This window comes from Streptomyces racemochromogenes (assembly GCF_044129415.1).
Classification (GTDB): Bacteria; Actinomycetota; Actinomycetes; order Streptomycetales; family Streptomycetaceae; genus Streptomyces; species Streptomyces racemochromogenes_A.
On the sequence record NZ_JBBDHD010000001.1, the window covers coordinates 36,299 to 61,827 of the forward strand.

At 75.0% G+C, this 25,529-nt stretch carries 25 protein-coding genes; 14 read left to right on the forward strand and 11 right to left on the reverse strand.

The features are described from left to right. Window positions 1-67 precede the first annotated feature (67 nt). Complete coding sequence (locus WDV06_RS00150; RefSeq protein ID WP_395507494.1) at window positions 68-856, forward strand: helix-turn-helix domain-containing protein; 789 nt, start codon at window positions 68-70, stop codon at window positions 854-856. Window positions 857-892: 36 nt separating this feature from the next. Here the strand turns inward: WDV06_RS00150 and WDV06_RS00155 are convergent, their stop codons facing one another. The 3 genes from WDV06_RS00155 to WDV06_RS00165 all read right to left on the reverse strand — a co-directional run bounded on the left by WDV06_RS00155 (window position 893) and on the right by WDV06_RS00165 (window position 3,762). Continuing rightward, complete coding sequence (locus tag WDV06_RS00155) at window positions 893-2,431, reverse strand: SPFH domain-containing protein (RefSeq protein ID WP_395507495.1); 1,539 nt, start codon at window positions 2,429-2,431, stop codon at window positions 893-895. A 120-nt stretch (window positions 2,432-2,551) separates the two neighbouring features. Then, window positions 2,552-2,758 carry a hypothetical protein gene (locus tag WDV06_RS00160; RefSeq protein ID WP_395507616.1) on the reverse strand — a complete coding sequence of 69 codons (207 nt, stop codon included), beginning with the start codon at window positions 2,756-2,758 and terminating at the stop codon, window positions 2,552-2,554. Between the two features lie 65 nt (window positions 2,759-2,823). Further along, entirely contained in the window at window positions 2,824-3,762 is a 939-nt protein-coding gene (locus tag WDV06_RS00165) for a DUF3027 domain-containing protein (protein WP_395507496.1), read from the reverse strand. Window positions 3,763-4,109: 347 nt separating this feature from the next. Here WDV06_RS00165 and WDV06_RS00170 point away from each other — a divergent pair, with 347 nt between their 5' ends. The 4 genes from WDV06_RS00170 (at window position 4,110) to WDV06_RS00185 (ending at window position 7,770) form a co-directional block, all read left to right on the forward strand. After that, on the forward strand, window positions 4,110-5,483 hold the full coding sequence (locus WDV06_RS00170; RefSeq protein WP_395507617.1) for an MFS transporter: 1,374 nt from the start codon (window positions 4,110-4,112) through the stop codon (window positions 5,481-5,483). 191 nt (window positions 5,484-5,674) lie between these two features. Continuing rightward, window positions 5,675-6,166, forward strand: a complete 492-nt coding sequence (locus tag WDV06_RS00175; protein ID WP_045948094.1) for a hypothetical protein — start codon at window positions 5,675-5,677, stop codon at window positions 6,164-6,166. A 16-nt stretch (window positions 6,167-6,182) separates the two neighbouring features. Further along, window positions 6,183-6,911, forward strand: a complete 729-nt coding sequence (locus WDV06_RS00180; protein WP_395507497.1) for a futalosine hydrolase — start codon at window positions 6,183-6,185, stop codon at window positions 6,909-6,911. Continuing rightward, complete coding sequence (locus tag WDV06_RS00185; protein ID WP_395507498.1) at window positions 6,895-7,770, forward strand: 1,4-dihydroxy-6-naphthoate synthase; 876 nt, start codon at window positions 6,895-6,897, stop codon at window positions 7,768-7,770. The genes WDV06_RS00180 and WDV06_RS00185 overlap by 17 nt, the downstream gene beginning before the upstream one ends. Before the next feature lie 73 nt (window positions 7,771-7,843). On the opposite strand, the gene WDV06_RS00190 is transcribed toward WDV06_RS00185, so the two are convergent. Then, the gene (locus tag WDV06_RS00190) at window positions 7,844-8,227 is read right to left on the reverse strand and encodes a cold-shock protein (RefSeq protein WP_395507499.1); all 384 of its coding nucleotides are present in this window, start codon (window positions 8,225-8,227) and stop codon (window positions 7,844-7,846) included. Between the two features lie 177 nt (window positions 8,228-8,404). Here WDV06_RS00190 and WDV06_RS00195 point away from each other — a divergent pair, with 177 nt between their 5' ends. Next, the gene (locus WDV06_RS00195) at window positions 8,405-8,659 is read left to right on the forward strand and encodes a hypothetical protein (RefSeq protein WP_395507500.1); all 255 of its coding nucleotides are present in this window, start codon (window positions 8,405-8,407) and stop codon (window positions 8,657-8,659) included. A 21-nt stretch (window positions 8,660-8,680) separates the two neighbouring features. On the opposite strand, the gene WDV06_RS00200 is transcribed toward WDV06_RS00195, so the two are convergent. Both WDV06_RS00200 and WDV06_RS00205 read right to left on the reverse strand, forming a co-directional pair. After that, the gene (locus WDV06_RS00200) at window positions 8,681-9,319 is read right to left on the reverse strand and encodes an HAD family hydrolase (RefSeq protein WP_395507501.1); all 639 of its coding nucleotides are present in this window, start codon (window positions 9,317-9,319) and stop codon (window positions 8,681-8,683) included. Window positions 9,320-9,439: 120 nt separating this feature from the next. Then, window positions 9,440-10,462 (reverse strand): hypothetical protein, encoded by a 1,023-nt coding sequence (locus WDV06_RS00205; RefSeq protein WP_395507502.1) that lies wholly within the window; start codon window positions 10,460-10,462, stop codon window positions 9,440-9,442. A 281-nt stretch (window positions 10,463-10,743) separates the two neighbouring features. On the opposite strand from WDV06_RS00205, the gene WDV06_RS00210 reads away from it, so the two are divergent. From WDV06_RS00210 to WDV06_RS00220, 3 genes are all read left to right on the forward strand, one after another. Further along, the gene (locus WDV06_RS00210) at window positions 10,744-13,143 is read left to right on the forward strand and encodes a helicase C-terminal domain-containing protein (protein ID WP_395507618.1); all 2,400 of its coding nucleotides are present in this window, start codon (window positions 10,744-10,746) and stop codon (window positions 13,141-13,143) included. Between the two features lie 271 nt (window positions 13,144-13,414). Continuing rightward, window positions 13,415-14,038, forward strand: coding sequence for a DUF4291 domain-containing protein (locus tag WDV06_RS00215; protein WP_395507503.1), 624 nt, complete (start codon window positions 13,415-13,417; stop codon window positions 14,036-14,038). 140 nt (window positions 14,039-14,178) lie between these two features. Continuing rightward, window positions 14,179-15,822 carry a DNA repair helicase XPB gene (locus WDV06_RS00220; RefSeq protein WP_395507504.1) on the forward strand — a complete coding sequence of 548 codons (1,644 nt, stop codon included), beginning with the start codon at window positions 14,179-14,181 and terminating at the stop codon, window positions 15,820-15,822. Here WDV06_RS00220 and WDV06_RS00225 read toward each other — a convergent pair. Together WDV06_RS00225 and WDV06_RS00230 are read right to left on the reverse strand one after the other, a co-directional pair. Beyond that, on the reverse strand, window positions 15,780-16,640 hold the full coding sequence (locus WDV06_RS00225; protein ID WP_395507505.1) for a glycosyltransferase 87 family protein: 861 nt from the start codon (window positions 16,638-16,640) through the stop codon (window positions 15,780-15,782). The genes WDV06_RS00220 and WDV06_RS00225 overlap by 43 nt on opposite strands. Before the next feature lie 114 nt (window positions 16,641-16,754). Next, the gene (locus tag WDV06_RS00230; protein WP_395507506.1) at window positions 16,755-16,976 is read right to left on the reverse strand and encodes a hypothetical protein; all 222 of its coding nucleotides are present in this window, start codon (window positions 16,974-16,976) and stop codon (window positions 16,755-16,757) included. A gap of 407 nt (window positions 16,977-17,383) precedes the next feature. Between WDV06_RS00230 and WDV06_RS00235 the strand changes: the two genes are divergently transcribed. Beyond that, window positions 17,384-19,369 (forward strand): HelD family protein, encoded by a 1,986-nt coding sequence (locus tag WDV06_RS00235; protein WP_395507619.1) that lies wholly within the window; start codon window positions 17,384-17,386, stop codon window positions 19,367-19,369. A gap of 119 nt (window positions 19,370-19,488) precedes the next feature. Here WDV06_RS00235 and WDV06_RS00240 read toward each other — a convergent pair whose 3' ends face one another. After that, window positions 19,489-20,175, reverse strand: a complete 687-nt coding sequence (locus WDV06_RS00240; RefSeq protein WP_395507507.1) for a copper homeostasis protein CutC — start codon at window positions 20,173-20,175, stop codon at window positions 19,489-19,491. Between the two features lie 108 nt (window positions 20,176-20,283). On the opposite strand from WDV06_RS00240, the gene WDV06_RS00245 reads away from it, so the two are divergent. Continuing rightward, complete coding sequence (locus WDV06_RS00245) at window positions 20,284-20,919, forward strand: HD domain-containing protein (protein WP_395507508.1); 636 nt, start codon at window positions 20,284-20,286, stop codon at window positions 20,917-20,919. 88 nt (window positions 20,920-21,007) lie between these two features. After that, window positions 21,008-22,231 (forward strand): Cmx/CmrA family chloramphenicol efflux MFS transporter, encoded by a 1,224-nt coding sequence (locus WDV06_RS00250; RefSeq protein WP_395507620.1) that lies wholly within the window; start codon window positions 21,008-21,010, stop codon window positions 22,229-22,231. A 28-nt stretch (window positions 22,232-22,259) separates the two neighbouring features. Here the strand turns inward: WDV06_RS00250 and WDV06_RS00255 are convergent, their stop codons facing one another. Then, window positions 22,260-22,529, reverse strand: a complete 270-nt coding sequence (locus tag WDV06_RS00255) for a DUF4031 domain-containing protein (protein WP_395507509.1) — start codon at window positions 22,527-22,529, stop codon at window positions 22,260-22,262. Window positions 22,530-22,536: 7 nt separating this feature from the next. Then, window positions 22,537-22,920 (reverse strand): hypothetical protein, encoded by a 384-nt coding sequence (locus tag WDV06_RS00260; protein ID WP_395507510.1) that lies wholly within the window; start codon window positions 22,918-22,920, stop codon window positions 22,537-22,539. Window positions 22,921-23,071: 151 nt separating this feature from the next. Here WDV06_RS00260 and murQ point away from each other — a divergent pair, with 151 nt between their 5' ends. Next, a complete protein-coding gene (gene murQ / locus WDV06_RS00265) occupies window positions 23,072-23,995 on the forward strand; it encodes an N-acetylmuramic acid 6-phosphate etherase (RefSeq protein WP_395507511.1) in 924 nt (307 codons plus the stop codon). A gap of 41 nt (window positions 23,996-24,036) precedes the next feature. Beyond that, on the forward strand, window positions 24,037-25,518 hold the full coding sequence (locus WDV06_RS00270; protein WP_395507512.1) for a PTS transporter subunit EIIC: 1,482 nt from the start codon (window positions 24,037-24,039) through the stop codon (window positions 25,516-25,518). The last annotated feature ends 11 nt before the right edge of the window (window positions 25,519-25,529 follow it).

The following is a 25,529-nucleotide window of genomic DNA, read 5'->3' on the forward strand; positions in this document are numbered from 1 at the left end:
GCCGCGTCCCAGCCCTCGAACACGCGCATGGCATGCCCATGCAAGAGGGAAACGGGGGCGGGCGGACATGGAGTACATCGACCTGGGTCCCGTCCGGGTGTCCACCTCCTCCCGCACCCCCGACCCCGACCGCTACCAACTCGCCCTCGGCACCGACGACCTCGTGCTCTGCGACAGCGCGCACCCCTACGAGCCCGCCGCCACGGCGCCCCGCACGGTGGTGCTCCAACTCCCGCGCGCCGCGCTCCCCTTCCGCCCCGAACGGGTCGACCGGCTGCTCGCCCAGCGGATCCCCGCCACCCGCGGCACCGGCGCCGCCCTGGCCCAGTTCCTCGGCAGCGTCGGCGCCCACGCCCACGGCTGCGGTGAACGCGAGCTGGCGCGCCTCGGCTCCGCCGCCCTCGGCCTGGCCACCGCCTGCCTCGCCGAACGCCTCGACGTGTACGACGACCTCCCGGCCGAGGCCCGCGAGGAAGCCCTGCTGCGGCGGATCGACGCCTACATCGAGCACAACCTCGGCGACCCGGAGCTGACCCCGGGCGCGGTGGCCGCCCGCCACCACATCTCCCTGCGCCGCCTGCACCTGCTCTTCCAGGGCCGCCCCGCCGGTGTCGCTGCCACCATCCGCGACCGCCGCCTGGCGGCCGCCCGCGCCGACCTGCTCCGGCCCGACCTGACGCGTCGCCCGGTGCACTCGATCGCCGCCCGCTGGGGCTTCAGCAGCGCCGCCGTCTTCAGCCGGGCGTTCCGCCAGGCGTACGGGACGAGCCCGACGGAACTGCGCCGCAAACGCGTTGCGCGCCAGGTCAACGATCCTTGCGCGCAACGCACGTGCCACCGCGCGGCACCGGCCTAAGATCGCCTTCCGGCCATCAGCCGGCGCATGCGCCGGTCAGGCCCGGTCCTCGTCGATCGGGATCTGTGTCCGACCGGGGCCTCTGCCGTTCACGGGGGTGACGGCAGAGGCCTTCCCCTCCGCCCTCCCCTCCGTCTCGCCCTTCTGCTGGGCGGCCATCGACGCCAGCAGCTGACGGGCCACCCCCAGCCCCGTACCGCCCATCGTCAGGGCCTTCGCGAACATCTCCGACATCCCCTCGGCCCCGTTGAGCAGCACCATGTGCTCCACGTTGCCGAAGGCGCCCGCGCCCGCCTCGACGATCGCCGGCCAGTTCTCGGCGAGCTGCTGGGCGACCACGGCCTCCTGGTTCTCCGCGAGCGCCGCGGCCCGCGCCTTGATCGCCTCCGCCTCGGCCAGACCCCTGGCCTTCGCCGCCTCCGCCTGCGCGAGGCCGTTCGCCCGCGCCGACTCGGCCGCCGCGAGGCCCTTGGCCTGGGTGGCCGCCGCCTCCGCCTCGCCGCTGACGCGGGTGGCGGTGGCCGCCGCGTGCCCGCGCGCCTCGGTGGCCTGGGCCTCGGCGCCCGCGGCCGTCCTGACCCGGGTCGCCTCGGCCGCCGCCGCCAGCTCGGTCTCCTTCGCCTTGGCCTGCGCCGCCGAGATGCGGGCGTCGCGCTCCGCCTCGGCCAGCGTCCTCGTCTGGTACGCGGCCGCGTCCGCGGGCTTGCGCACGTCCGCCTGGAGCTGCTGTTCCCGCCGGTGCGCCTCCAGCTCCGCGACCCGGGTCTCCTGGACGACGACCTCCTGGCGGGCGGCCGCCTCGGACAGCGGGCCCGCCTGCCGGGCGGTGGCCGCGGCCTTGTCCCGTTCGGCCTGGTAGCCGGCCTGGAGGATCTCGCTGTCCCGGGTGGCCTCGGCCATCCGGGCGAAGGCGGTCTGCTCGGCCTCGGTCGCCAGCCGGTTGGCCTCGGCCTGCGCGATGCGGGCGTCGCGCTGGACGGCGGCCGCGTGCGGCATGGCGAGGTTCTTGATGTACCCGGTCGGGTCCTCGATCTCGTGGATCTGGAGCGAGTCCACGATCAGTCCGAGCTTCTCCATCTCCGTCCCGCAGGCCGCCCGGGTCTGCCCGGTCAGCTTCTCCCGGTCGCGGATCATGTCCTCGACCGTCAGACCGCCGACGATGGACCGCAGATGGCCGGCGAAGACGATGTGCACGCGCTCCGGCATCATCTTCTGCTGGTCCAGGAAACGGCGCGCGGCGTTGGCGATGGACACGTAGTCGTCGCCGATCTTGAAGATCACGACGCCCTTGACCCGCAGCGGGATGCCCTGGTGGGTCACGCAGTCCACGTTCAGCTGCGTCTCGTTGAGGTCCAGCGACAGCTTGCGCACCGCCTGCACGCCGGGCAGGACCAGCGTGCCGCGTCCGGTGACGATCCGGAAGCCCATGCCCTCGCCGATGCCCTCGGTCTTGTGCGTGGAGCCGGAGATGACGAGCGCCTCGTTCGGTTCGGCCACCCGCCACATGAGCTTGAACAGGCCGATCAAGGCAATGATTGCGGCGAGAACGACTCCCGCCACGACGCCGACAGCCATCGGCAACGCCCCCTTATCGCGGTGCCGTTCGGCACCGACGGGGGTGAGTGTGCGCCCGTCGGGGGGCGGTGGAGAAGTGGCCGGATCATTCTTGTCGCCATCTTGATACGAGGGCGGGCGTCAGTCCTCGTAGACCGCCATCACGTAGACGGTGCGCGGGGGCTGGTACTCGACGACGGTGACGACGGCCCCCACCCCGATCCGCGAGGTCTCCCCCGGGGCGGGGTGGGCGAGGAAGTGCTCGGCGCCGCCCCGGATGTGCACGATGACCTCCCCGACGAGCCCCGGCCCCACGGCCCCGGTCACCCGCCCGGTCATTCCCACCATGTCCATGCCCTGAGCGTACGGTCCCCCGGCCGCGCGGGGCAGTTCCCCGCCCCGCGCAGCGGCTCCTACGAGTGGCCCAGGTCCTCGGGCGGGACCTCCGACACCGGCACCGAACCCCCGGTCTCGGCCTCGGCCGGCCGCAGCGGGAACTCGTCGATCGCCATCGAATCCAGCACCGGCTCCGCCGGCCTCGGCGGCTTCGGCATCACGGCCGCCTCCGAATGCCCCCCGCACCCGTACGACAGCGACACCAGCCGCCCGTCCGCCGGGCCGAACTCGTTCGCGCACACCCCGAACGCCTGCCCCAGCGACCCCCCGATGGCCACGAGGAAGCCGCAGGACACGCACGACGCCGGCGCGGCCTGCGCCATGGGCGTCTTCGCCCCGAAGGACTCGTCCCAGCGGTCGGCGGCCGTGTGCAGCCCGTACCGGGACAGCACCCGCGCACGCCGCATGCCCAGCTCTTCCGCAACGGCCGTGATCGACCCGCGCACCGGCGCGACCACCCGGTCGGTGACGTCGGCGTCCTCCGCCTCCACCAGCTCGGCCATCTCCGCCGAGACCACCGAGTTCGGCGGCGGCGCGTCCTCGCCGGTGTACCCGGGCTCCAGCCGCAGGTCGTCCGCGTCGGTCGGGAGCAGGTCACCCGGACCCATGTCCCCCGGACGCAGCCGCTCGCTCCACGGGACCCACTCCGGCGCGAGCAGCGCGTCGTCACCCGGCAGCAGCACCGTTTCGTCCAGGGTGACGTTCTTGGCGCGCGACGCGCGGGTGACGGTGACGGCCCAGCGCCAGCCCCGGTAGCCCGCTTCCATGCACTCGAAGAAGTGGGTGACGACGCGGTCGCCCTCCGCTACGACGGAGACGTGCTCGCCCACCACCCCGGGGTGGGCGGCCTCCTCGGCCGCCTCCCGGGCGAGCTCCACGGCCTCGGCGCACAGGCGGTCGGGGGCGGGGGTACGCGGGGTACGCGGGGTACGGCTTCGCGTCGTCGCAGCACTCACAGGTCTCGTTCTCTCCTACGCCGTCTCACGAGTGCGCCGTCCGTACTGTCGTCCACAACGACCCGTCGGTCTCGTCCGTACGTAGCGCGGGCGGAGCGGACCAGAGGGCCGCGTCGACGTCCGCGCCCCGATCGGCCTCGGGCGCACCCCACGTGATCCATTCTGCGGGATCGCGAAGAGGCGCGCGGCCAAGAGCAACCGCCGGTGGCGCGCTACGCACGCTACCTCCTCCGACGCCTTCGGCCCACATGCGAGGTCCGATTCGCGGACATCGGAAGCACCCGGAGCACCCCCGGACGACCCCCCGGCCGCGCCCGGACGCGCCGGGGCGGGTCCCGGCAGGCGCTCTGGGGCACTATGTCCAGGTGGCTCCCGCACGGTCGTCCGCAGACGGCTCGGGACCGGCCAGGCGGGCCGGCCGGGCGGTCGGACGCGCCCTGCGGCTTCCGTTCACCGGTGCGGCGCGCGGGATCCGGCGCGTCACGCACGCCCACGGGGCGGGGGAATCGGGGCTCGGCCGGCTGATCGAGCTGCACGCGATCAACGGCGCCGGGGACGTCATGATCACGGTCGCGCTCGCCTCGACCGTCTTCTTCTCCGTTCCCACGGACGAGGCACGCGGACGGGTGGCCCTCTACCTGGCCATCACCATGGCCCCGTTCACCCTGCTGGCCCCCGTGATCGGCCCCCTCCTGGACCGGCTGCCGCACGGACGGCGGGCGGCCATGGCGTGCGCGATGCTGACGCGGGCGGTGCTCGCGCTGACGATGTCGGGCGCGGTGGCGACGGGCGGCCTGGAGCTGTACCCGGCGGCGCTGGGCGTCCTGGTCGCGTCGAAGGCGTACGGCGTCGTCCGCAGCGCGGTGGTCCCGCGCCTCCTGCCGCACGGGTTCTCCCTGGTCAAGGCGAACTCCCGGGTCACCCTCGCCGGCCTCCTCGCGACGGGCGCGGCGGCGCCCGTGGGCGCCGGCCTGCACACGATCGGGCCGCCCTGGCCGCTGTACGGGGCCTGCGCGGTCTTCGTATGGGGGACGTTCGCGGCGTTCCAGCTGCCGCACAAGGTGGACGAGGCCAAGGGCGAGCGGCGGGCCCGCCTGTCCACCCACGAGGCGCACTCGAAGCGGCCCGGGCTGCGGACGGTGAGCCGTCCGGTGCTGTGCGGGCTGCTGGCGAACGCGGCGATGCGGGCCCTGTCCGGGTTCCTGATCTTCTTCCTGGCGTTCCTGCTGCGCGAGCACCCGCTGGACGGCCAGAGCGCGGCGGTCTCGCTCGGCATCGTGGGCGTCGCGGCGGGCGTGGGCAACGCGTGCGGCACCGCGGTGGGGGCGTGGCTGCGGGCCCGGGCTCCCGAGGCGATCGTGGCGGCGGTCCTGGCCGCCACCCTGGGGGTGGCGATCCTGGCGGCGGTCCTGTTCAGCGGCCCGCTGATGGCCGTCCTGGCCGGCACGGCGGGCTTCTGCCAGGCCCTGGCGAAGCTCTCCCTGGACGCGATGATCCAGCGCGACGTCCCGGAGGCCGTCCGCACGTCGGCCTTCGCCCGTTCGGAGACGCTGCTGCAGATGGCGTGGGTGCTGGGCGGCGGCATCGGCATCGCCCTGCCGCTGAACGGGGTCCTCGGCATGGCGGTGGCGTCCGCCATCGTCGCCCTGGGCACGGCGATCGCCCTGCGGGGCTTCCTCTCCGTCCACCACCGCAGCTCCCCCCACCCCCGCGTGGCCTGAACCCCCCTCCCGCCCCGCGCCACTCCGGGCCGGCGTCGCTGACGCGGGGTGCCCCGGGGTGCGGGGGGCGGCGGCGGAGCCGCGGCCGGTAGCGCCCCGCAGGTCCCCGCGCACCCCGCGGAGCGCAAGGGCACGCCGCCGCACCACCCCCGTGCGGCGGCGCGGCCCGGCGGCCAGATAGCCTTCGGCTCATGACCGCACCGCTTTTCCCGGGTAGGGCCCGCCGCAGCGTCGCGGCCCTCGGAGCCGTGTCCGCCGGCCTCCTCCTCCTGTCCGCCTGCGACAAGCCGACGCCGCTCGCGACCGTGACCGTCGGCAGCTCGTCGGTGTCCGCCGAGTCCGAGTGCCGCGCCGACGGCCAGGAGCTCTCCATGGACAAGGTCCAGGAGTGCCTCACCGGCCGCAAGGACGCCAAGACCATCGAGTACGGCCGCGGCGACACGCTGCGCCTCGGCGTCGAGCCGAAGATCGTCGAGGACGGCAAGAAGTGGCAGGCGGTCCTCGACGGCCAGCCGATCACCGAGCCCTCCGCGAACACCTACCGCAGCTTCGCGGGCGCCGACGTCTTCGCGACCGGCGGCCAGGGCGAGGCGCCCCAGTCGAAGATGCTGAGCTTCGTGCAGGTCGGCGAGGACGGCAAGCCGCTCGCCGTCTGGTCCTTCAAGCTCAAGCTCAAGAAGTAAGCGGCGGCGGCGCAGCGTGCGCGCGCTGATCGTGACCGCGGTGGCCGCGGAGGCCGAGTCCGCGGCCTCCGGGCTCACCCCTCATCAGGACCCGGTCACGCCCGAGCCGCGCACCCTGCCCGGGGGGTACCTCATCACCCGCCGGGACCTGCCCGGCCTCGCCGCCGACGTGCTCGTCGGCGGTGTCGGCCCGGCCTCCGCCGCGGCCGCCACGGCCACCGCGCTCGCGCTGGCCGACTACTCGCTCGTCATCTCCGCCGGCATCGGCGGCGGGTTCGCCCCCGCCGCCCCGCTCGGCTCGCTCGTCGTCGCCGACGCGCTCGTCGCCGCCGACCTGGGGGCCGAAACCCCCGAGGGCTTCGTCCCCGTGCAGGAGCTCGGTTTCGGCCGCAGCGTGCACCTTCCGCCCGCCGAGCTGGCCGCCCTGGCCGCGGAGGCCACCGGGGCGCTGCTCGCACCCGTCCTCACCGTCTCCACCGTCACCGGCAGCGCCGCGCGCGCCGCCGAGCTCGCCGCCCGGCACCCGCTCGCCGGAGCCGAGGCGATGGAAGGCTTCGGGGTGGCGGAGGCGGCCGCCGCGCACGGGCTGCCGGTCCTGGAGATCCGCGCCGTGTCCAACGCCGTCGGGCCGCGCGACCGGGCCGCCTGGCGGATCGGGGAGGCGCTGGCGGCCCTCGCCGACGGGTTCCGCGCGCTGGGACCCGTACTCGTCACCTGGGGAGAACGCCATGACCGCGACCGCTGACCGCACGCCCGCCCCCCTGCGCACCCTGGACATCGCCTACTCGCCCTGCCCGAACGACACGTTCGTCTTCGACGCGTGGGCGCACGGCCGCGTGCCGGGCGCGCCCGCCCTCGACGTGACCTTCGCCGACATCGACGTCACCAACGGGATGGCCGAGCGCGGCGAGCTGGACGTGCTGAAGGTGTCGTACGCGGTGCTGCCGTGGGTGCTGGAGGAGTACGCGCTGCTGCCCTGCGGCGGCGCGCTGGGCCGCGGCTGCGGCCCGCTGGTGCTGACCCGCGAGCCGGGGCTGGACCTGACGGGGAAGACGGTCGCGGTGCCCAGCGAGCGCTCCACCGCCTACCTGCTGTTCCGGCTGTGGGCGGCGGACGTGCTGCCCGAGGGGGTCGGCGAGGTCGTCGTCCTCCCGTTCCACGAGATCATGCCGGCGGTGCGCGACGGCCGCGTCGACGCCGGGCTGGTCATCCACGAGGCCCGGTTCACCTATCAGGAGTACGGGCTGCACCGCCTGGCCGACATGGGTGAGCACTGGGAGTCCACCACCGGCCTGCCGATCCCGCTCGGCGCGATCATCGCCAAGCGCTCGCTGGGCGCGGACGTGCTGCGGGCGCTGGCCGAGGCGGCCCGTACGTCGGTGCGGATGGCGTGGGAGGACCCGGAGGCCTCCCGGCCCTACGTACGGGCCCACGCGCAGGAGCTGGACCCGAAGGTCGCCGACCAGCACATCGGGCTCTACGTCAACGAGTTCACCGCCGACCTGGGCGACGCCGGCTACGCGGCCGTGCGCGGGCTGCTGACCAGGGCCGCGGCCGAAGGGCTCGTTCCGGCCATCGGGCCGGACGCGCTGGACTTCCCGTAGCCGCGCCCCGCACGCGCCGGTGCCCCGTCGCTCGGGCGAGCGGCGGGGCACCGGCGTACGCGCGGGGGAACGGTCAGACGTCGAGCTGGTCGGCCACCGCGCGCAGCAGGCCGGCAATCTTCGCACCGTGCGCCCTGTCGGGGTAGCGGCCGCGTTCCAGCATGGGCGTGATGTTCTCCAGCAGGGTCGTCAGGTCCTGCACGATCGAGGCGAGCTCGTCGGGCTTGCGCCGCTGCGCGGCCGCCACGGACGGCGTCGGCTCCAGCACGACTACCGAAAGCGCCTGGTCACCGCGCTGTCCCGCGACAACGCCGAACTCGACGCGCTGCCCGGGCTTGAGCGCGTCGACCCCGTTGGGGAGCACCGACGAGTGCACGAAGACGTCTCCGCCGTCGTCACGGGAGAGAAAGCCGAAGCCCTTCTCGCTGTTGAACCACTTGACCTTGCCGGTAGGCACGTCCGTCCTCTGTCCTTGTGCTCGTCGGGTCCGGTTTGCCGAGGTGAACGGCTCCGGATAGCAGTACAGCGGGTCCAGCGACCCGCCTCCTCCAGGCTAATGGTCCTGAAACGGGTGACAAGACGTTCCCCGGTCCTTCCCGCTCGACCGCTTCGGCCAGGGAACTACCCTGGTGGGGTGACTGTTACTCCTCACCCAGACGAAGCACGGCCCGGCGACGGACTGGTCAAGGCCGGCGGCGTCGTCTTCATCGTCGGCGCCGTGGCGACGCTCGTGACGATGGCTCCGCTGTTCCTGGGCACCGACCCGTTCCCGTCCTACGCGTGGGCGGTGTGCATGCTCATGGGCGTCGGCTTCGCCGTCTCCGCGGCAGGCGTGCTCCGCTCGGTGGCGGCCCAGCGCCGGGCGGCCCGGGCGTCGCAGGCCGCCTGACGCCCCACAGCCGGGCCGGTGTCAGACCGCGCCGAGGGTGCGGGCGTATTCCTCCAGCCACTCCGGCAGCGCGGTGAGGTCGTCCAGCACGACGTCGGCACCGGCCTCGCGGAGCTCGGACGCGGCGCACGGGCCGGTCGCCACCGCGACCGACAGGGCGCCGGCCGTCCGGGCGCCGCGCACGTCGCCGATGTGGTCGCCGACGTAGACCTGCGCGCCGTACTCCTGCAGCGCCTTGGCCTTGGCCTCGGCCCAGAGCCAGCCGATGACGGCGTCGGCCTCTATCCCGAGGTGGTCGAGGTGCTGACGGGCGTTGGGCTCGTTCTTCGCGGTGACGACGATGGCCCGGCCGCCGAGCGCCTGGACGGCCTTGACCGCCTCGCGGGCACCGGCCATCGCCGGGGTCCGCTCGATGGCGTGCGCCGGGTACAGCTCGCGGTAGAGGTCCCGCATCGCGGGGATCTCCTCCTCCGGGAACCAGTAGGCGAGCTCCTCTTCCAGCGGGGGGCCGAGCCGCGTGATCGCCAGGTCGGCGTCGATGAACGCCCCGGTCTTGGCGGAGACCGCCTGCCACGCCGCCTTGATGCCGGGACGGGAGTCGATGAGCGTCATGTCGAGGTCGAAACCGACGGTGAGCCGCGGGGAGATGTGGGAGGTCATAGCGCCATTGTGCCGAGGCTCCAGCCGACTGCGGGAACCTCGGAGGACGTTGGCTCATCGGATAGCGGTATTTGGCGAAATGTCAGCTATTGCCCTATTTGAGGGCACCCGTTTGCCTTTTCACCTCCGCCGACTGCGCCACATCAGGTAGACCGCGAGCGTGGCGCCCGCCGCACGGCCCAGGACCGGCCACATCGACTGGAAGGCCGGCCCCAGCTGCGCGGCCGCCAGCGCCTCGCCCCAGCGGCCCGTCGTCCGGCCCCACAGCCACAGCGCCGCCACCGTGAACACTCCGGCGGGCACGCCGAGGACCACCCACTTGCGTTCCTGCGGCCCGAGCACGCGCGACGCGTACGCCAGCAGCGCGCCCGCCCCGAGCAGCAGCCAGTACCCGGTGAGCGCCCCGGCCGCGAGCAGCACCGCCGCCAGCAGGAGGAAGCCGTGCGGGCGCGGGCGCGACCCCTTGGCCGGCCCGGGTCCCCTGGCGGCGGCCTCCTTGCCCGCGGCCTCCTTCTCCGCGCCGCCCGCGCCCGCCCGCGCCCGCCGCTCGCGCCGCTGCCGCAGGTGGCGCAGCAGGCCCCCGCCGGCCCCGCCCACCGAGGGGCCGCCGGGCGGCTCGGCGGCCCCCGCCCCGGCCTCCTCCTCGCCCGGCAGGCCGAGCAGCTCCGGGATCTCGATGCCGCCCGCGAACCCCTCGACCTGCGGCCCGCGCCCGGCGGACGGCAGCCGCCACCAGTCGGGTTCGCCGTCCGAGGCGGACCCGCCGAGCTCGTCCAGCCCCGCCAGATGCGGCGGCACGTTCCGCGGCTCCGGGGCCGGAGCGGGCTTCGAACCCGCCCGCCGCCGGTTCCCGCGCTGCTGCGGCACCGCCACCGGCGGCTCGGGGACGCGCGCGGGGGCGACCTCCGCCGCGCCGCGCCGGGCCGCCTCCTCCAGGACCTCCTCCGGCGTGCCGAGCCGCCGCAGGACGGACCGGACCGCGTCCGGCGTCTCCGGCTCGAACCGCGCCCGCCGCCGGTCGATCTCGTCGCGCAGCCCCGACACGAGCCGCATCCGGTCCCCCGACGACAGCTGCCGCTGCTGCGCCAAGTCCCCGACCCGGCTCAGGTATTCGTAGACCAGATGGTCGCTCTCGATCCCCACGTCCCAGAAGGTAGCGCGTGCACGCGTGGAGCGGCCGTCGGCGCAACGGATACCGTTGCCCGGATGGGGACCGGCCGACGACCGGCCGACGTGACCAGGAGGCGACCACCGTGCCCGAGGGAAGTCCACAGGGAAGCGCCGCGGAAGGCATCACGGAAGGCAGCGCGGACGCCGGCACGGCAGGCGGCACGGGAGGCCCCGCGGACGCCCCCGCGGCACCCCCCGCCGGGCCCGCGTCCGCCGGCCCCGCCCCCCAGCCCCCCCGCTCCCTCGCCGAGGCGCTGCGCGCCCGCGACGACGCCGCGCTCGCCGCGCTCCTGCACGCCCGCCCCGACCTGCTGAACCCGGTGCCCGGCGACATCACGCAGCTGGCCACCCGCGCCGGGACCCGGGCCTCCGTGGCCCGCGCCCTGGACCGCCTCGACCGGTTCGCGCTCCAGACCGCCGAGGCCCTCGCGGTCGCCCCCGACCCGTGCCCGTACCCGGTGCTGGAGGAGCTGCTCACCGGTACCGGGGCCGGCGCCCTCGGCGAGGACGCGGACGGCGGCACGGCGCGCGCGGCCCGCGACGCCCTCCCCCGGGCCCTGGGAACCCTGCGCGACCAGGCCCTGGTGTGGGGCGACGACGAACGGCTGCGCCTGGTCCGCACCGCCCGGGAGCTGCTCGCCCCCTCCGCGCAGCGGCCCTCCCCGACCGGGCTCGGGCCGACCGTCGCCGAGGCCACGGCGGGGATGTCCCCGACCCGGATCCAGGAGATCGTCGCGGCCGCCGGGCTGCCCCCCACCCACGACCCCGTCTCGGCGGTCGCCGCCCTGACCGGGCTGTTCACCGACCCGACGCGGATGTCGGCGCTGCTGGACCAGGCCCCGGCGGAGGCGCACCAGGTGCTGGGGCGGCTCGTGTGGGGGCCGCCGTACGGGGAGGTCACCGCGAACCCGGCGCCTCCCGTGCGCTGGCTGCGCGACCGCGGACTGCTGCTTCCGGCCTCCCCGCGCACCGTCGTACTGCCCCGCGAAGTGGCCCTGCACCTGCGGGGCGGGCTGGCGCACCGGCGGACCGAGCCGCTCCCGCCGCCGGTCGGCGCGCACCGCGAGCACCGTCCACAGCTTGTGGACGCCAACGCCGCCGGGCAGGCGCTCGCCGCGCTGGCCACCGTCGAGGAACTCGTCAAATCCTGGGAGCACAACGGCCCGCCGGTGCTGCGGGCCGGGGGGCTGGCCGTACGCGACCTCAAGCGGACGGCGTCCGCCCTCGACACCACCGAGCAGGCGGCCGCGTTCTGGATCGAACTGGCCTACGCGGCCGGGCTGCTCGCCAGCGACGGCGAGGCCGACGAACGGTACGCGCCCACCCCCGCCTTCGACGACTGGTGCGAACTGCCGCCCGCCCCACGCTGGTCGGCGCTGGCCGAGGCCTGGCTGGCCGCCACCCGCACCGCCGGGCTGGTCGGCGAGCAGGACGCCAAGGGCCGCACCCTGTCGGCGCTCGGCCCCGACCTGGACCGCTCACCCGCGCCCGAGGTGCGCCGCCGGGTCCTCGCCCTCCTCGCCGCCCTGCCCGAGGGCGGCTCCCCCGACCCGGACGCGCTGCTGGAGCGGCTCGCATGGGAGCGCCCGGAACGCGGTACGAGCGGCCTGCGGGCCCGCCTCGCGCACTGGACCCTGCACGACGCGGAGGTACTGGGCGTCACCGGCCGGGGCGCGCTGAGCGCGTTCGGCCGGGCCCTGCTGGAGGGCCGCGACCCGGCGCCGCTGCTGGCGCCGTTGCTGCCCGAACCGGTGGACCACGTCCTGCTCCAGGCCGACCTCACGGCGGTCGCGCCCGGACCGCTGCGCCGGCCGCTGGGCGACGTCCTGGCGGTGCTGGCCGACGTGGAGTCCAAGGGCGGGGCGACGGTGTACCGGTTCACCCCGGGGTCGGTGCGCCGGGCCCTGGACTCCGGGCAGACCGCCTCCGACCTGCACGCCTTCCTCGCCGAGCACAGCCGCACCCCGGTACCGCAGCCGCTGGCGTACCTGATCGACGACGTGGCCCGGCGGCACGGACACCTGCGCGTCGGGGCGGCCTCCTCGTACCTGCGCTGCGACGACGACGCCGTGCTGGGCGAGATCCTGGCCGACAAGCGGTCCGCGGGCCTGGGGCTGCGCCGGCTCGCACCGACGGTGCTGGCGGCGCAGGCCGAGCCGGGCGCGCTCCTCGACGGGCTGCGGGCCATGGGCTACGCCCCGGCGGCGGAATCCCGTACGGGCGACGTGCTGGTGGCGCGGGCGGCCGCGTACCGCACCCCCGAGCGCACGGCTCCGGTGCCGGTCCCGGACGGCCCGCCGGTGCCGGACGCGACCCTGCTGGGCGCGGCGGTACGGGCGGTCCGCGCGGGCGACATGGCGGCGACGGCGGTCCGCAAGGAGCCGGCCGGGGCCTCGGCCGCCCCGGCCCCGGGCGAACTGCCCCGCACCAGCCCGGCGGAGACCCTTGCGACGGTGCAGGCGGCCGCGCTGACCGGGTCGGCCGTGTGGATCGGGTACGTCAACGCCGAGGGCGGGGCGAGCCAGCGGGTCATCGCCCCGGTGCGGGTGGAGGGCGGATTCGTCACCGGCTACGACCACACGGCCGACGAGGTCCGCACCTACGCCCTGCACCGGATCACGGGGGTCGCGGAGCTGGCGGAGGACCAGGTCTAGGGCCTGTCGTCACACTCCCGTCGTCGCCCGGAGGGCGGCCCCGCGGCGTCATGGGGGTCCCCCCTGGTCGAGCGAAGTCGAGAGCTTGGGGGAGCGTGCTCTCGGTGCGCCGGGCGGAAGCCCGCGTACTGGACGTACTCGGCTTGCGCCCGGTGCGGCGAGAGCACGTGCCAGGCGTCGCGGGGCAGACGGGAGTTTGACGACAGACCCTAGGGCTTCCGGGGAGGAAAACCCCTGGCGGGAAGGGGTGCGCGCGGCGCACCCTGGCCGCATGCAGGAAACCACCCAGGAAATGCCCCGGGAGACCGGGCGGGTTCCGACGCGCCAGATCCGCGCCGCGCACACCGCCGCCACCGTGACGGTGTACCAGGCGTACTCCCCCGCACTCGGACTGCCGGCGGCCCGTGACGGCCGCTTCCCGCCCGCCTGGAAGCGGGAGCGGATGACGTGGATCAAGCCGTCGTTCCTGTGGATGATGTACCGCTGCGGCTGGGCCACGAAGGAGGGTCAGGAGACCGTGCTGGCCGTCGAGATCAGCCGCGAGGGCTTCGACGCGGCCCTGGCCCAGGCCTGCCTGTCGCACTACGCGCCGCGCGTGCACACCGACCGCGCGGCCTGGAAGAAGACCCTGTCGCGCTCCCCGGTCCGCGTCCAGTGGGACCCCGAGCGCGACCCGCACCTGAACCCGCTGCCCCACCGGTCCCTCCAGTTGGGCCTGTCGGGGCCGGCGTCACGGGCCTACGCCGACGAGTGGACGGTCTCCATCCGCGACGTCACCCCGCTGGTCCGCGAGATCCACGGACTCGTCCGGGCCGGCGACACGGACGCGGCCCACGCCCTGCTCCCGGTGGAGACCCCGTACCCGGCGGGCCCGCTTCCCCACCTCGACGCGTAGGCCGGCTCTTCCGGATCTCGCCGCTCGGGGTGTCCCCCGGGCGGCCCGGCAGGACCCCCACGCCCCCGGCGGGATACGGCAGACTGGAGGTTTGGCCGCCCGCGCCCGGGCGGCCGCCACCCCGCCGGAAAGGGACAGGCGTGAACGGGCCTCTCATCGTCCAAAGCGACAAAACCCTCCTCCTGGAGGTCGACCACGAGCTCGCCGGTGCCGCGCGCCGGGCCATCGCCCCCTTCGCCGAGCTGGAGCGGGCGCCCGAGCACATCCACACGTACCGCATCACCCCGCTGGGGCTGTGGAACGCGCGGGCCGCCGGGCACGACGCCGAACAGGTCGTCGACGCGCTCGTGGAGTTCTCCCGCTATCCCGTCCCGCACGCGCTGCTCGTCGACGTGGCCGAGACGATGGCCCGCTACGGGCGGCTCACCCTCTCCAAGCACCCCGTCCACGGGCTGGTGCTGACCAGCACGGACCGGCCCGTGCTGGAGGAGATCCTGCGGTCGAAGCGGATCACCCCGCTGGTCGGGGCGCGGATCGACGCGGACACGGTGGCGGTGCATCCGTCGGAGCGCGGGCAGATCAAGCAGACGCTGCTCAAGCTGGGCTGGCCGGCGGAGGACCTCGCCGGGTACGTGGACGGCGAGGCGCACCCGATCGAGCTGGAGGAGGACGGCTGGGCGCTGCGGCCGTACCAGGCGCAGGCCGTGGAGGGGTTCTGGCACGGCGGGTCCGGTGTGGTCGTGCTGCCCTGTGGCGCGGGCAAGACGCTGGTCGGGGCCGGGGCGATGGCGAAGGCCAAGGCGACCACCCTGATCCTGGTGACGAACACGGTCTCCGCACGGCAGTGGAAGCACGAGCTGGTCAGGCGGACCTCGCTGACGGAGGAGGAGATCGGCGAGTACTCGGGGACGCGCAAGGAGATCCGGCCCGTCACGATCGCCACCTACCAGGTCCTCACCACGAAGCGGAAGGGCGTCTACCCGCACCTGGAGCTGTTCGACTCCCGGGACTGGGGGCTGATCCTCTACGACGAGGTGCACCTGCTGCCGGCGCCCGTCTTCAAGTTCACCGCCGACCTCCAGGCGCGCCGCCGCCTCGGGCTGACGGCGACGCTGGTGCGCGAGGACGGCCGGGAGTCGGACGTGTTCTCGCTGATCGGGCCGAAGCGGTTCGACGCCCCGTGGAAGGAGATCGAGGCGCAGGGCTACATCGCGCCCGCCGACTGCGTCGAGGTGCGGGTGAACCTGACCGAGTCGGAGCGGCTGGCGTACGCGACGGCCGAGACGGAGGAGAAGTACCGCTTCTGCGCGACCACCGCGACGAAGCGGAAGGTCACCGAGGCGCTGGTGCGCAAGCACAAGGGCGAGCAGACGCTGGTCATCGGTCAGTACATCGACCAGCTGGACGAACTGGGCGAGCACCTGGACGCGCCGGTCATCAAGGGCGAGACCTCCAACGCCCAGCGCGAGAAGCTCTTCGACGCCTTCCGTGAGGGCGAGATCAACGTGCTGGTCGTGTCGAAGGTCGCGAACTTCTCCATCGACCTGCCCGAGGCCACCGTCGCCATCCAGGTGTCGGGCACCTTCGGTTCCCGGCAGGAGGAGGCGCAGCGCCTGGGCCGGGTGCTGCGGCCGAAGGCGGACGGGCACGAGGCACGGTTCTACTCGGTCGTGGCGCGCGACACGATCGACCAGGACTTCGCCGCCCACCGCCAGCGCTTCCTGGCGGAACAGGGGTACGCCTACCGGATCATGGACGCCGACGAGCTGCTGGCGGGTGACTGAGCCGGGCGGCGTCCGGTGCGGGTCCCCGCCCCGGGGGTGGCCTCGGGGCGGGGGCCCGGGCCGCCGGCCGCACGGTGGCGGCGGCTGCGGAGGGCCGCCGCCGCCCGGGCCGCGAGGGCGGTGAGCGGCAGGACGGCCCACACCCACAGGTGCTGCCAGTGCAGCAGCGGGGCCCCGCCGGCCGTGGGCGGGAGGTGGGCCCAGAAGCCGGCGGAGGCCTCCGGCAGGACCAGCGCCCCGAGCAGGGCGGTGCCAGTGAAGCCGGCCAGGGCGGTCAGGCCGGCCCGGACCCGCCCGGTGAGCAGCAGGTACGGGACGAACACCGCCGGGGTGAGGGTGATCCCGGCAGCGACGCCCAGCGCGAAGCCCTTGCCGAGCGCGGCGCGCGGCCGGCCCAGGTCCCACAGCGCCAGGCAGGCCAGGGCCAGGTTGATCTCTCCGGGCAGCGGGCTCTGGAACAGGGGCTCCAGCCACAGTCCGGCGATGGTGGCGGCCAGGACGGGACCCGGCCGGGCCCGTACCCCCGCGAGGCGGCAGGAGAGCAGGACCAGCAGGGCGAGCAGAGCGCCGCTCCCGAGGACGAGGACGGCCTTGAGCACACCGGCCGGCAGCCAGGCGGCGGGGGTGAAGAGGATCGCGGCGAACGGCGGATAGCCGGCGGGCGGGTGCCAGTCGGCGGCGGAGAACCCGCTGAAGAGGGCGTCGGCGGCCGGGACGCGCAGGGCGACGCACAGGACGCCGAGGGCGAGCAGCGCCCCCGTGACCAGCATGCCGGCGAGAGGCGACGGCGAGCGGTCGGGATCGGTGCTGCGGGTCACGCGCGTGACCCTAGTGGATCAACACGCGGCCTCCGCCGGGATCAGGCCACGCGTCGGTGCCGCAGGTCAGCGGCCTGGTCAACGGCTTGGTCAGCGGCCTGGTCAGCCGGGTGGTCAACGGCGTATGACGGCCGTGTCCTCGGGGTGGTCGGGGTGCTCGGCGTGCTCGGAGTAGTCGGAGTACTCGCCGAGGACGACGACGCTCACGGCCGCGGCCGCGAAGACCTTCACGGCGCGCAGCGCGTCGCCGACGCGGTGGCGGGGGTGGTGGGAGGCGATGGCGGTGGCGCCGCGAGGGCGGCCGCCCTGGATCGGGGTGAAGGTTGCGGTGCTCATGTATCCATGGTGCGTTTTTCCGCCGTCCCGCACATCGGTCTGGAGAGCCAACCTCACGGGCCGGCGGGTCCTCCTCCAGTCCCACGGCCTCCCCCCGGGCTCTGCCGAAGGTCTGACACTCCCGGGTATGACACCCGTTCGGGGGTACCGGGCCCCCGGGACCTTCGTCCCGTAAATCCGTTCGCGCCGCCCGCACCCGCTGACTACAATCTCCGCTCTTGCCGCCTCCCGCCGCCGTACCGGGGAGAGCCGCCTCCCGGCCGGAAACCGGGGGCTTTCTGTTCCGCACCGAAGCCGCTGGAGGCAGTCCCGTGCCCGCGCACGCCCCCGACACCACGCCCGACACCGCCGATCTCCTCGGGCGCGAGCGCGCCCACCTGGCCGCCTCCCGGGCCGCCCTGCGCGCGATGCGCGAGGACGTCGAGGCGCTCGACATCCGCGACGTCACCGCGAACTGGGTCAACGCCGTCGTCCTCCAGGCGCAGATCGACGACCGGATCAAGGCGCTGGCCGACCTCGCGCACACGCCGCTGTTCTTCGGCCGCCTCGACTACCTGCACGCCCCGGGCGCCGACCTCGCCGAGGGCGCGGGCGGCGAGCAGTTCTACATCGGCCGCCGCCACGTCCACGACGCCGACGGCGACCCGATGGTGATCGACTGGCGCGCCCCCGTGTCGCAGCCGTTCTACCGCGCCTCCAAGGCCGACCCGCAGGACATCGCCCTGCGCCGCCGCTTCGGCTACACCGGCGGCGACCTCACCGCCTACGAGGACGAGCACCTCTCGGACCCCGCCGAGACCGCGGCCGTCAGCAGGCTGCTCCAGCAGGAGATCGAGCGCCCGCGCGTCGGCCCGATGCGCGACATCGTCGCCACGATCCAGCCCGAGCAGGACGAGATCGTCCGCTCCGGCCTGTCCGGTTCGGTGTGCGTGCAGGGCGGCCCCGGCACCGGGAAGACGGCCGTCGGCCTGCACCGGGTCGCGTACCTGCTGTACGCGCACCGCGAGCGGCTCGCCCGCACCGGCACGCTGGTCATCGGGCCGAACCGTTCCTTCCTGCACTACATCGAGCAGGTCCTGCCGGCCCTGGGCGAGCTGGAGGTCCAGCAGGCCACCGTGGACGACCTCGTCGCCCGCCCCGGTCTGGAGGTCCGCGGCGCCGACGCCGCCGCGACCGCCGTGGTCAAGGGCGACGCCCGGATGGCGGAGGTGCTGCGCCGCGCGGTCCGCTCCCACGTCACCGCGCCCGCCGAGCCCCTGATGGTGGTCCGCGGCTCGCGCCGCTGGCGGGTCCCGGCGTACGAGCTGGAGGAGATCGTCACCGAGCTCCAGAACCGCGACATCCGCTACGGCGCCGCGCGCGACGCGCTGCCGCAGCGGATCGCGCACGCCGTCCTCGTCCGCATGGAGCAGGCGGGCGAGGCCCCCGACGACCGGGTGCAGGACGCGGTGGCCCGCAACGCGGCGGTCAAGGCGGCGGTCAAGGCGGTCTGGCCGCAGATCGAGCCGGCGAAGCTGGTGCTGCGGCTGCTGTCGGACCCGGAGTTCCTGGCGGAGCACGCCGAGGGGGTCCTCACGGAGGAGGAGCAGAAGCTGCTGCTGTGGCCGAAGCCGTTCCGCAGCGTGAAGTCGGCGAAGTGGTCGGCGGCGGACCTGGTGCTGATCGACGAGGCCGCGGACCTGGTGGAGCGGACGCACTCGCTCGGGCACGTCGTCGTCGACGAGGCGCAGGACCTGTCCCCGATGCAGTACCGGGCGGTGGGGCGGCGCTGCACGACGGGTTCGGCGACCGTCCTGGGCGACCTCGCGCAGGGCACCACCCCGTGGGCCACGCGCAGCTGGGCCGAGGCGCTGGGGCATCTGGGGAAGCCGGAGGCGGTGCTGGAAGAGCTGACCGCGGGCTTCCGCGTGCCGCGCGAGGTGATCGCGTACGCGTCGCGGCTGCTGCCGGAGATCTCGCCGGGACTGGCGCCGGTGTCGTCGGTGCGTGAGACCCCGGGGTCGCTGACGGTGACCCGGTCCGCCCCGGAGGACCTGGTGGAGGACGTGATCGGAGCCTGCCGGGCCTTCCTCGCGCACGAGGGGTCGATCGGGCTGATCGCGGCCGACGCCCGGATCCCGGTCCTGGCGGAGGCCCTGCTGGCGGCGGGGCTGCCGTACCTTTCGCCGGGCGAGGAGACGACGGCCGAGTCCCGGCTGACGCTGGTGCCGGCGTCGCTGGCGAAGGGTCTGGAGTACGACTACGTCGTGCTGGACGAGCCGGCGGCGGTCGTGGACGGCGAGCCGGACGAACGGACGGGGCTGCGCCGCCTGTACGTCTGCCTCACCCGAGCCGTCTCGGGCCTCACGGCCCTCCACGCCGCCCCCCTGCCGGCGGCCCTGTCGGCCGCCTGATCCCCTTCGGACACGGTTGTACGGCGGCACGGTGGGCGGGACTTCACCCCCCGCGAGGCGCCGGGGGCGGGCCGGTGGCTGCCCACCCGCCGGCCGGGGGTACCGCGGGGCGGGGGCGGCTAGTCCAGTGCCGCCCGCCACTCCGCCACCGCTGCCGCCGAGACCGGCCGGGCCCAGCCGGCGGGGCGGGCCGCGCCGCCGATGTGGAAGGCGTCGATCCCCGCCTCCTTCAACGCCGGTACGTGCGCCAGTGTCAGGCCGCCCCCGACCATGATCCGCGGGCCGTACCCCGGCTCACCCCGCCGCTCGGCCTCCGCCAGCAGGACCGGGAGCCCCTCGGGGACCCCGGCCGCGGCGCCGGCCGTCAGGTACGTGTCCAGCCCCGGCAGGTCGGCCAGCGCCTTGCGCAGCCCGTCCCGGTCCGCCGCGCGGTCGATGGCCCGGTGGAAGGTCCAGCGGCAGCCGTCCAGCTCCGCCAGCACCGCCTCGACCGCCGCCAGGTCGGGGCTGCCGTCCGGGTGCAGGAAGCCGAGGACGAACTCCTCCGCCCCCTCCGCCCGCAGCTCGCGCGCCGCCCTGGCCAGCCCGTCGACGTCGCCCGCCGCGAACCCGTCCGTCAGACGGAGCATCACGCGCAGCGGAATGCCGACCGCGGAACGGATCGCCGCGAAGGTCCCGCGCGACGGGGTGAGCCCGTCGGCGGCCATGTCGGTGACCAGTTCGAGTCGGTCCGCCCCACCCGCCTGGGCGGCGACCGCGTCCTCCACGTCGAGGGCGATCACCTCCAGGAGCGCACGGTTGCTCATGTGATCCCATCCTTCGGAACATAGGGAAAATAGGTCTAGTCCAATATCAGGGTACGGGCCCCGCCCCACCCACCACCAGCACCATCGCGCCACCCGCACAATGTCCGCATGGACACCGCGCTGCGCAGCCGCTGGGCCGCCACCACCGCCGCCGCGGGGGCCGACCGGGACCCCGCCCCCTACGCCGACCGCCTCCTCGCCGCCTGGGCCGAACCCCAGCGCCGCTACCACACCACCGCCCACCTGGCCGACGTCCTCGCGCGGATCGACGTCCTGGCCCCGCACGCCGCCGACCCCACCGCCGTCGAGCTCGCCGCCTGGTTCCACGACGCCGTCTACCGCCCCGACCGCTCCGAGAACGAGGAGCGCAGCGCCGCCCTCGCCGAGCGCGCCCTCCCCGAGCTCGGCATCGACGCCGCCCGCACCGCCGAGGTCGCCCGCCTGGTCCGGCTCACCGTCACCCACGACCCCGCCCCCGGCGACACCAACGGCGAAGCCCTCTGCGACGCCGACCTCGCCGTCCTCGCGGGCCGCCCCGACGACCCCGGCGCCTACGCCGCGTACGCCGCCGCCGTCCGCGCCGAGTACGCGTTCGTCCCCGACGAGGCCTTCCGCACCGGCCGCGCCGCCGTGCTGCGCCAGCTCCTCGGGCTGCCCCGCCTCTTCCGCACCCCGTACGGCGCCGCCCACTGGGAGGCCCCGGCCCGCCGCAACCTCGCCGCCGAGCTCGCCTCCCTGACCTGACACATCCGGCACCCCGCCGGGAATGCGGCCCCCTGCGTTCCGGTTCGTCAGAGACATGTCCCCAGCTTCAGCGAACGCCTCCTCCCGCATGCCCGTCGCCGTCTACGTCCTCGGTCTGTCCGTCTTCGCACTCGGCACCAGCGAGTTCATGCTGTCCGGGCTGCTGCCGCCCATCGCCGAGGACATGCACGTCTCCATCCCGCGGGCGGGCCTGCTGATATCCGCCTTCGCGATCGGCATGGTCGTCGGGGCACCGCTGCTGGCCGTCGCCACCCTGCGCCTCCCGCGCCGCACCACCCTCATCGCGCTCATCAGCCTCTTCGGGCTCGGACAGGTCGCGGGCGCGCTGGCCCCCTCGTACGGGTTCCTCTTCGCCTCCCGCGTGGTCTCGGCCCTCGCCTGCGCCGGGTTCTGGGCCGTCGGCGCGGCCGTCGCCATCGCCATGGTCGACAAGGACCAGCGCGCCCGCGCCATGTCCGTCATGATCGGCGGGCTCTCCATCGCCAACGTCCTCGGCGTGCCCGCCGGCGCCTTCCTCGGCGAGCAGTTCGGCTGGCGCTCCGCGTTCTGGTCGGTCGCCGCCGCCTCCGCCCTCGCCCTCGCGGGCATCCTGGCGCTCATCCCGAAGATCCCGCTGCCTGCCGAGAAGCCCCGCCTGCGGCGCGAGCTCACCATCTACGGCGACCGCCAGGTGTGGCTGGCCGTGGCCGTCACCGCCCTCGCCGCGGGCGGCGTCTTCTGCGCCTTCAGCTACCTGTCGCCGCTGCTCACCGACGTCGCAGGACTGGACGCGGCGTGGGTGCCGTGGGTCCTGGCCCTCTTCGGCGTCGGCGCGCTGGTCGGCACCACGGTGGGCGGCCGGATCGCCGACGGCCGCCTCTTCGGGGTGATGGTCTGGGGCATCACCGCCTCCACCGGCTTCCTCACGGCCCTCGCCCTGCTGGCCTCGGTCCAGGTGGCGGCCGTCGCCCTGTCCTTCCTGCTCGGCGTCTCGGCGTTCTTCACCGCCCCGGCGCTCAACGCCCGCATGTTCAACGTCGCCGGCGCCGCGCCCACCCTCGCCGGGGCCACCACGACCGCCGCGTTCAACCTCGGCAACACCGGCGGCCCCTGGCTGGGCGGTACCGTCATCGACGCCGGCCACGGCTACGCCGCCACCGCCTGGGCCGGCGCCGCCATGACCGTCACCGCGATCGCCCTGACCCTCCTGGCCCTGCGGACCGAGCGGCGCACGGGGGCGGGCGCGACCCGCCTGGTCACCGGCTCGGCCGCCACCGCGACCCCGGCCGACGCCCAGCCGGCGGCCTGCTAGCCGGAACCTCTGCGCGGGCCACGGGCGGCTACGCCGACGGGCGGCCCTTCGGGCGGCGCAGGCCCGCGGCCGTCAGGCGGCGGACCAGCTCCTTGCTGCCGATCTCCACCGCCCCCGCCCCGACCGCGTCCGCGTACCGGGACGACGGCACGTCGTAGTGGTCCCGCTCGAACGCCCGCGGCGGGCAGCCGATGGCCGCCGCGAAGGCGTGCAGCTCCTCGTACGAGACGTCGCTGACCATGTGCGACCACATGCGGCCGTGCCCCGGCCAGACCGGCGGGTCGATGTACACCGTCACCGGCTGATCACCGGCCCGCGCCCGGGTGGAAGACGGGGCCGAGACCGCCCACCGCCGCCACCTTCACCCCGGCCTCCGAGCACACCCAGTGCGGATCGCGGCCCAGCTCCGGCTCCACGTCCAGCGCGTGCGGATCCCCGTGCTCGCACACCGGGCACAGCGGCCAGCGCCCGTACTTCTCCAGCAGGGCGTCCTTCACGTCCTGTGCGACGAGTCCGGCCAGGTAGTCGACCCCCTCCGGCCACTGCTCCACCCACCACCGGCGGTGCGTGACCGAGTCCTCGACGAGGGAGACGACGTCGGCGTCGGCGACCTCGCCGGCGGCGAGGTCGGCGAGAACCAGAGCGCGGGCGACGTGCAGCGCCTGTTCCAGGGGGGTCGCGTGGTCCATGGGCTCATTCTGGACCCTCACCGCCCCAAAAGGGGAGGCCGTGCCACCGCCCCCGGCCCGGTGCACCGCGCCCCGGCCGCCCCCGGTGCACCATGGCTCCCACACCGGGAAGCCCCGGAGACCGCCGAGCCACCGCCCGCAGGAGCCCGCCATGACCGCGCACGCCGACCTCCGCGCCCAGCTCGACACCCTGACCACCGAGGCCTTCCGCCCCGACCTCGCCGAGATCGACCGGCTCCCCACCCTGGAGATCGCCCGGCTGATGAACGCCGAGGACGCCACCGTCCCGGCCGCCGTCGGCGCCCAGCTGGAGCCGATCGCCGCCGCCGTCGACGCCATCGCCGCACGGATGGCCCGCGGCGGCCGGCTCGTCTACGCGGGCGCCGGCACCGCCGGCCGGCTCGGTGTCCTGGACGCCAGCGAGTGCCCGCCCACCTTCAACACCGACCCGCAGCAGGTCGTCGGACTGATCGCGGGCGGCCCCGGCGCCCTGGTCACGGCCGTCGAAGGCGCCGAGGACTCCCGGGAACGGGCCGCCGAGGACCTCACCGCCCTCGCCCTGACCGCCGACGACACCGTCGTGGGCGTCTCCGCCTCCGGCCGCACCCCCTACGCGGTCGCCGCCGTCGAGTTCGCCCGCACCCGCGGCGCGCTGACCGTCGGACTGTCCTGCAACGCCGGATCCGCCCTCGCCGCGGCCGCCGACCACGGCATCGAGGTGGTCGTCGGCCCCGAACTCCTCGCCGGCTCCACGCGCCTGAAGGCCGGCACCGCCCAGAAACTCGTCCTGAACCTGATCTCGACGGTGACGATGATCCGCCTCGGCAAGACGTACGGAAACCTCATGGTCGACGTCCGCGCCACCAACGAGAAGCTGCGCGCCCGCTCCCACCGCATCGTCGCCCAGGCCACCGGCGCGCCCGACGCCGAGATCGAGGCCGCGCTCACCGCCACCGGCGGCGAGGTCAAGCACGCGGTCCTCGTCCTCCTCGGCGGAGTCGACGCCCCCACCGCCGCCCGCCTCCTCACCGCCTCCGGGGGCCACCTCCGCGAGGCCCTCGCCGCCCTCCGCTGACCCCGCTCCCGCAGCTCCCGCACGCACAGCAAGGCGACCGCATGTCCCCTGACCCGAACCGCGCCACCGCCGCCGCGATCCTGCCCCTGGTCGGTGGCCCGGACAACATCGGCTCGATCGCGCACTGCATGACCCGCCTGCGGATCGGCCTGCACGACCGCTCCCTCGTGGACGACGCCGCGCTCAGGGCCCTGCCCGGCGTCCTCGGCGTGGTGGACGACGACACCTACCAGATCGTGCTGGGGCCGGGAGCCGTCGCCCGCGTCACCCCCGCGTTCGAGGCGCTGGTCGCCGAGGCGCGTACGGCGGCGCCCGCACGGCCCGTCACGGCGCAGGAGCTGGCCGCCCGGGGCGCGGCCCTGAAGGACGCCCGCACGGCCCGCAACGCCACCCCGTTCAAACTGTTCCTGCGCCGGATCGCGAACGTCTTCGTCCCGCTGATCCCCGCCCTCATCGGCTGCGGGATCATCGCGGGCCTGGGCGGGCTGCTCGCCAACCTCGGCTGGGTCCCGGCCCTGGTACCGGCGCTGACCGCGATCGGCTCGGCGTTCATGGCCCTGATCGCCGTGTTCGTCGGCCACAACACCGCCAAGGAGTTCGGCGGCACCCCCGTCCTCGGCGGGGCCGTCGCGGCCGTCATCGTCTTCCCCGGCGTCGCGAAGACCGAGGTCTTCGGACGGCACCTCTCCCCCGGCCAGGGCGGGGTCCTCGGCGCCCTCGCCGCCGCGCTGCTCGCCGTCCACGTCGAACGGTGGTGCCGCCGACGGGTCCCGCAGGCCCTGGACGTGCTGGTCACCCCCACCCTCACCGTGCTCGTCCCCGGCCTGGTCACCCTCTACGGCCTGATGTTCCTCGCGGGTGCGGTCTCCGCCGGCATCGGCACCTTCGCCGACCGCCTGCTCGCCACCGGCGGCGCCGTCGCCGGGCTGGTCCTGGGCGGCCTCTTCCTCCCCCTGGTGATGCTCGGCCTGCACCAGGCCCTGATCCCCATCCACACCACCCTCATCGAACGGTCCGGCTACACCGTCCTGCTGCCCATCCTCGCCATGGCGGGCGCGGGCCAGGTCGGCGCGGCCCTCGCCGTCTACTGCCGCCTCCCGGGCAACCCGTCCCTGCGCGCCACGATCCGCTCCGCGCTCCCGGCCGGCCTCCTGGGCGTCGGAGAGCCGCTGATCTACGGCGTCTCGCTGCCGCTGGGCCGCCCGTTCGTCACCGCCTGCGTCGGCGGCGCGGCGGGCGGGGCGTTCATCGGCCTGTTCCACCAGCTGGGCGTGGCCTTCGGCTCCACCGCCATCGGCCCCTCGGGCTGGGCCCTGTTCCCCCTGCTGGAGGGCACCCGGGGGATGGCCGCGTCCCTCGCCGTCTACGCGGGAGGCCTGGCGGTCGGCTACGTGACGGGCTTCGCGGCCACGTACTTCTTCGGCTTCACGCGCCGCATGCTGGACGAACTGAACACGGCCCCGCAGCCCGCACCCCCACCCACCACCCCGGACCAGCCGACGGAGGCACCGGCCCTGGCCTGACAGCACCCCTC

Bases quoted from the DNA above. Each gene is read 5' to 3' on its own strand.
- WDV06_RS00150 (WP_395507494.1), top strand. From the start codon at position 68: ATGGAGTACATCGACCTGGGTCCCGTCCGGGTGTCCACCTCCTCCCGC.
- WDV06_RS00155 (WP_395507495.1), bottom strand. From the start codon at position 2,431: ATGGCTGTCGGCGTCGTGGCGGGAGTCGTTCTCGCCGCAATCATTGCC.
- WDV06_RS00160 (WP_395507616.1), bottom strand. From the start codon at position 2,758: ATGGTGGGAATGACCGGGCGGGTGACCGGGGCCGTGGGGCCGGGGCTC.
- WDV06_RS00175 (WP_045948094.1), top strand. From the start codon at position 5,675: ATGACCGCACCGCTTTTCCCGGGTAGGGCCCGCCGCAGCGTCGCGGCC.
- WDV06_RS00185 (WP_395507498.1), top strand. From the start codon at position 6,895: ATGACCGCGACCGCTGACCGCACGCCCGCCCCCCTGCGCACCCTGGAC.
- WDV06_RS00200 (WP_395507501.1), bottom strand. From the start codon at position 9,319: ATGACCTCCCACATCTCCCCGCGGCTCACCGTCGGTTTCGACCTCGAC.
- WDV06_RS00215 (WP_395507503.1), top strand. From the start codon at position 13,415: ATGCAGGAAACCACCCAGGAAATGCCCCGGGAGACCGGGCGGGTTCCG.
- WDV06_RS00230 (WP_395507506.1), bottom strand. From the start codon at position 16,976: ATGAGCACCGCAACCTTCACCCCGATCCAGGGCGGCCGCCCTCGCGGC.
- WDV06_RS00235 (WP_395507619.1), top strand. From the start codon at position 17,384: ATGCGCGAGGACGTCGAGGCGCTCGACATCCGCGACGTCACCGCGAAC.
- WDV06_RS00240 (WP_395507507.1), bottom strand. From the start codon at position 20,175: ATGAGCAACCGTGCGCTCCTGGAGGTGATCGCCCTCGACGTGGAGGAC.
- WDV06_RS00245 (WP_395507508.1), top strand. From the start codon at position 20,284: ATGGACACCGCGCTGCGCAGCCGCTGGGCCGCCACCACCGCCGCCGCG.
- WDV06_RS00250 (WP_395507620.1), top strand. From the start codon at position 21,008: ATGCCCGTCGCCGTCTACGTCCTCGGTCTGTCCGTCTTCGCACTCGGC.
- WDV06_RS00260 (WP_395507510.1), bottom strand. From the start codon at position 22,920: ATGGACCACGCGACCCCCCTGGAACAGGCGCTGCACGTCGCCCGCGCT.
- murQ (WP_395507511.1), top strand. From the start codon at position 23,072: ATGACCGCGCACGCCGACCTCCGCGCCCAGCTCGACACCCTGACCACC.
- WDV06_RS00270 (WP_395507512.1), top strand. From the start codon at position 24,037: ATGTCCCCTGACCCGAACCGCGCCACCGCCGCCGCGATCCTGCCCCTG.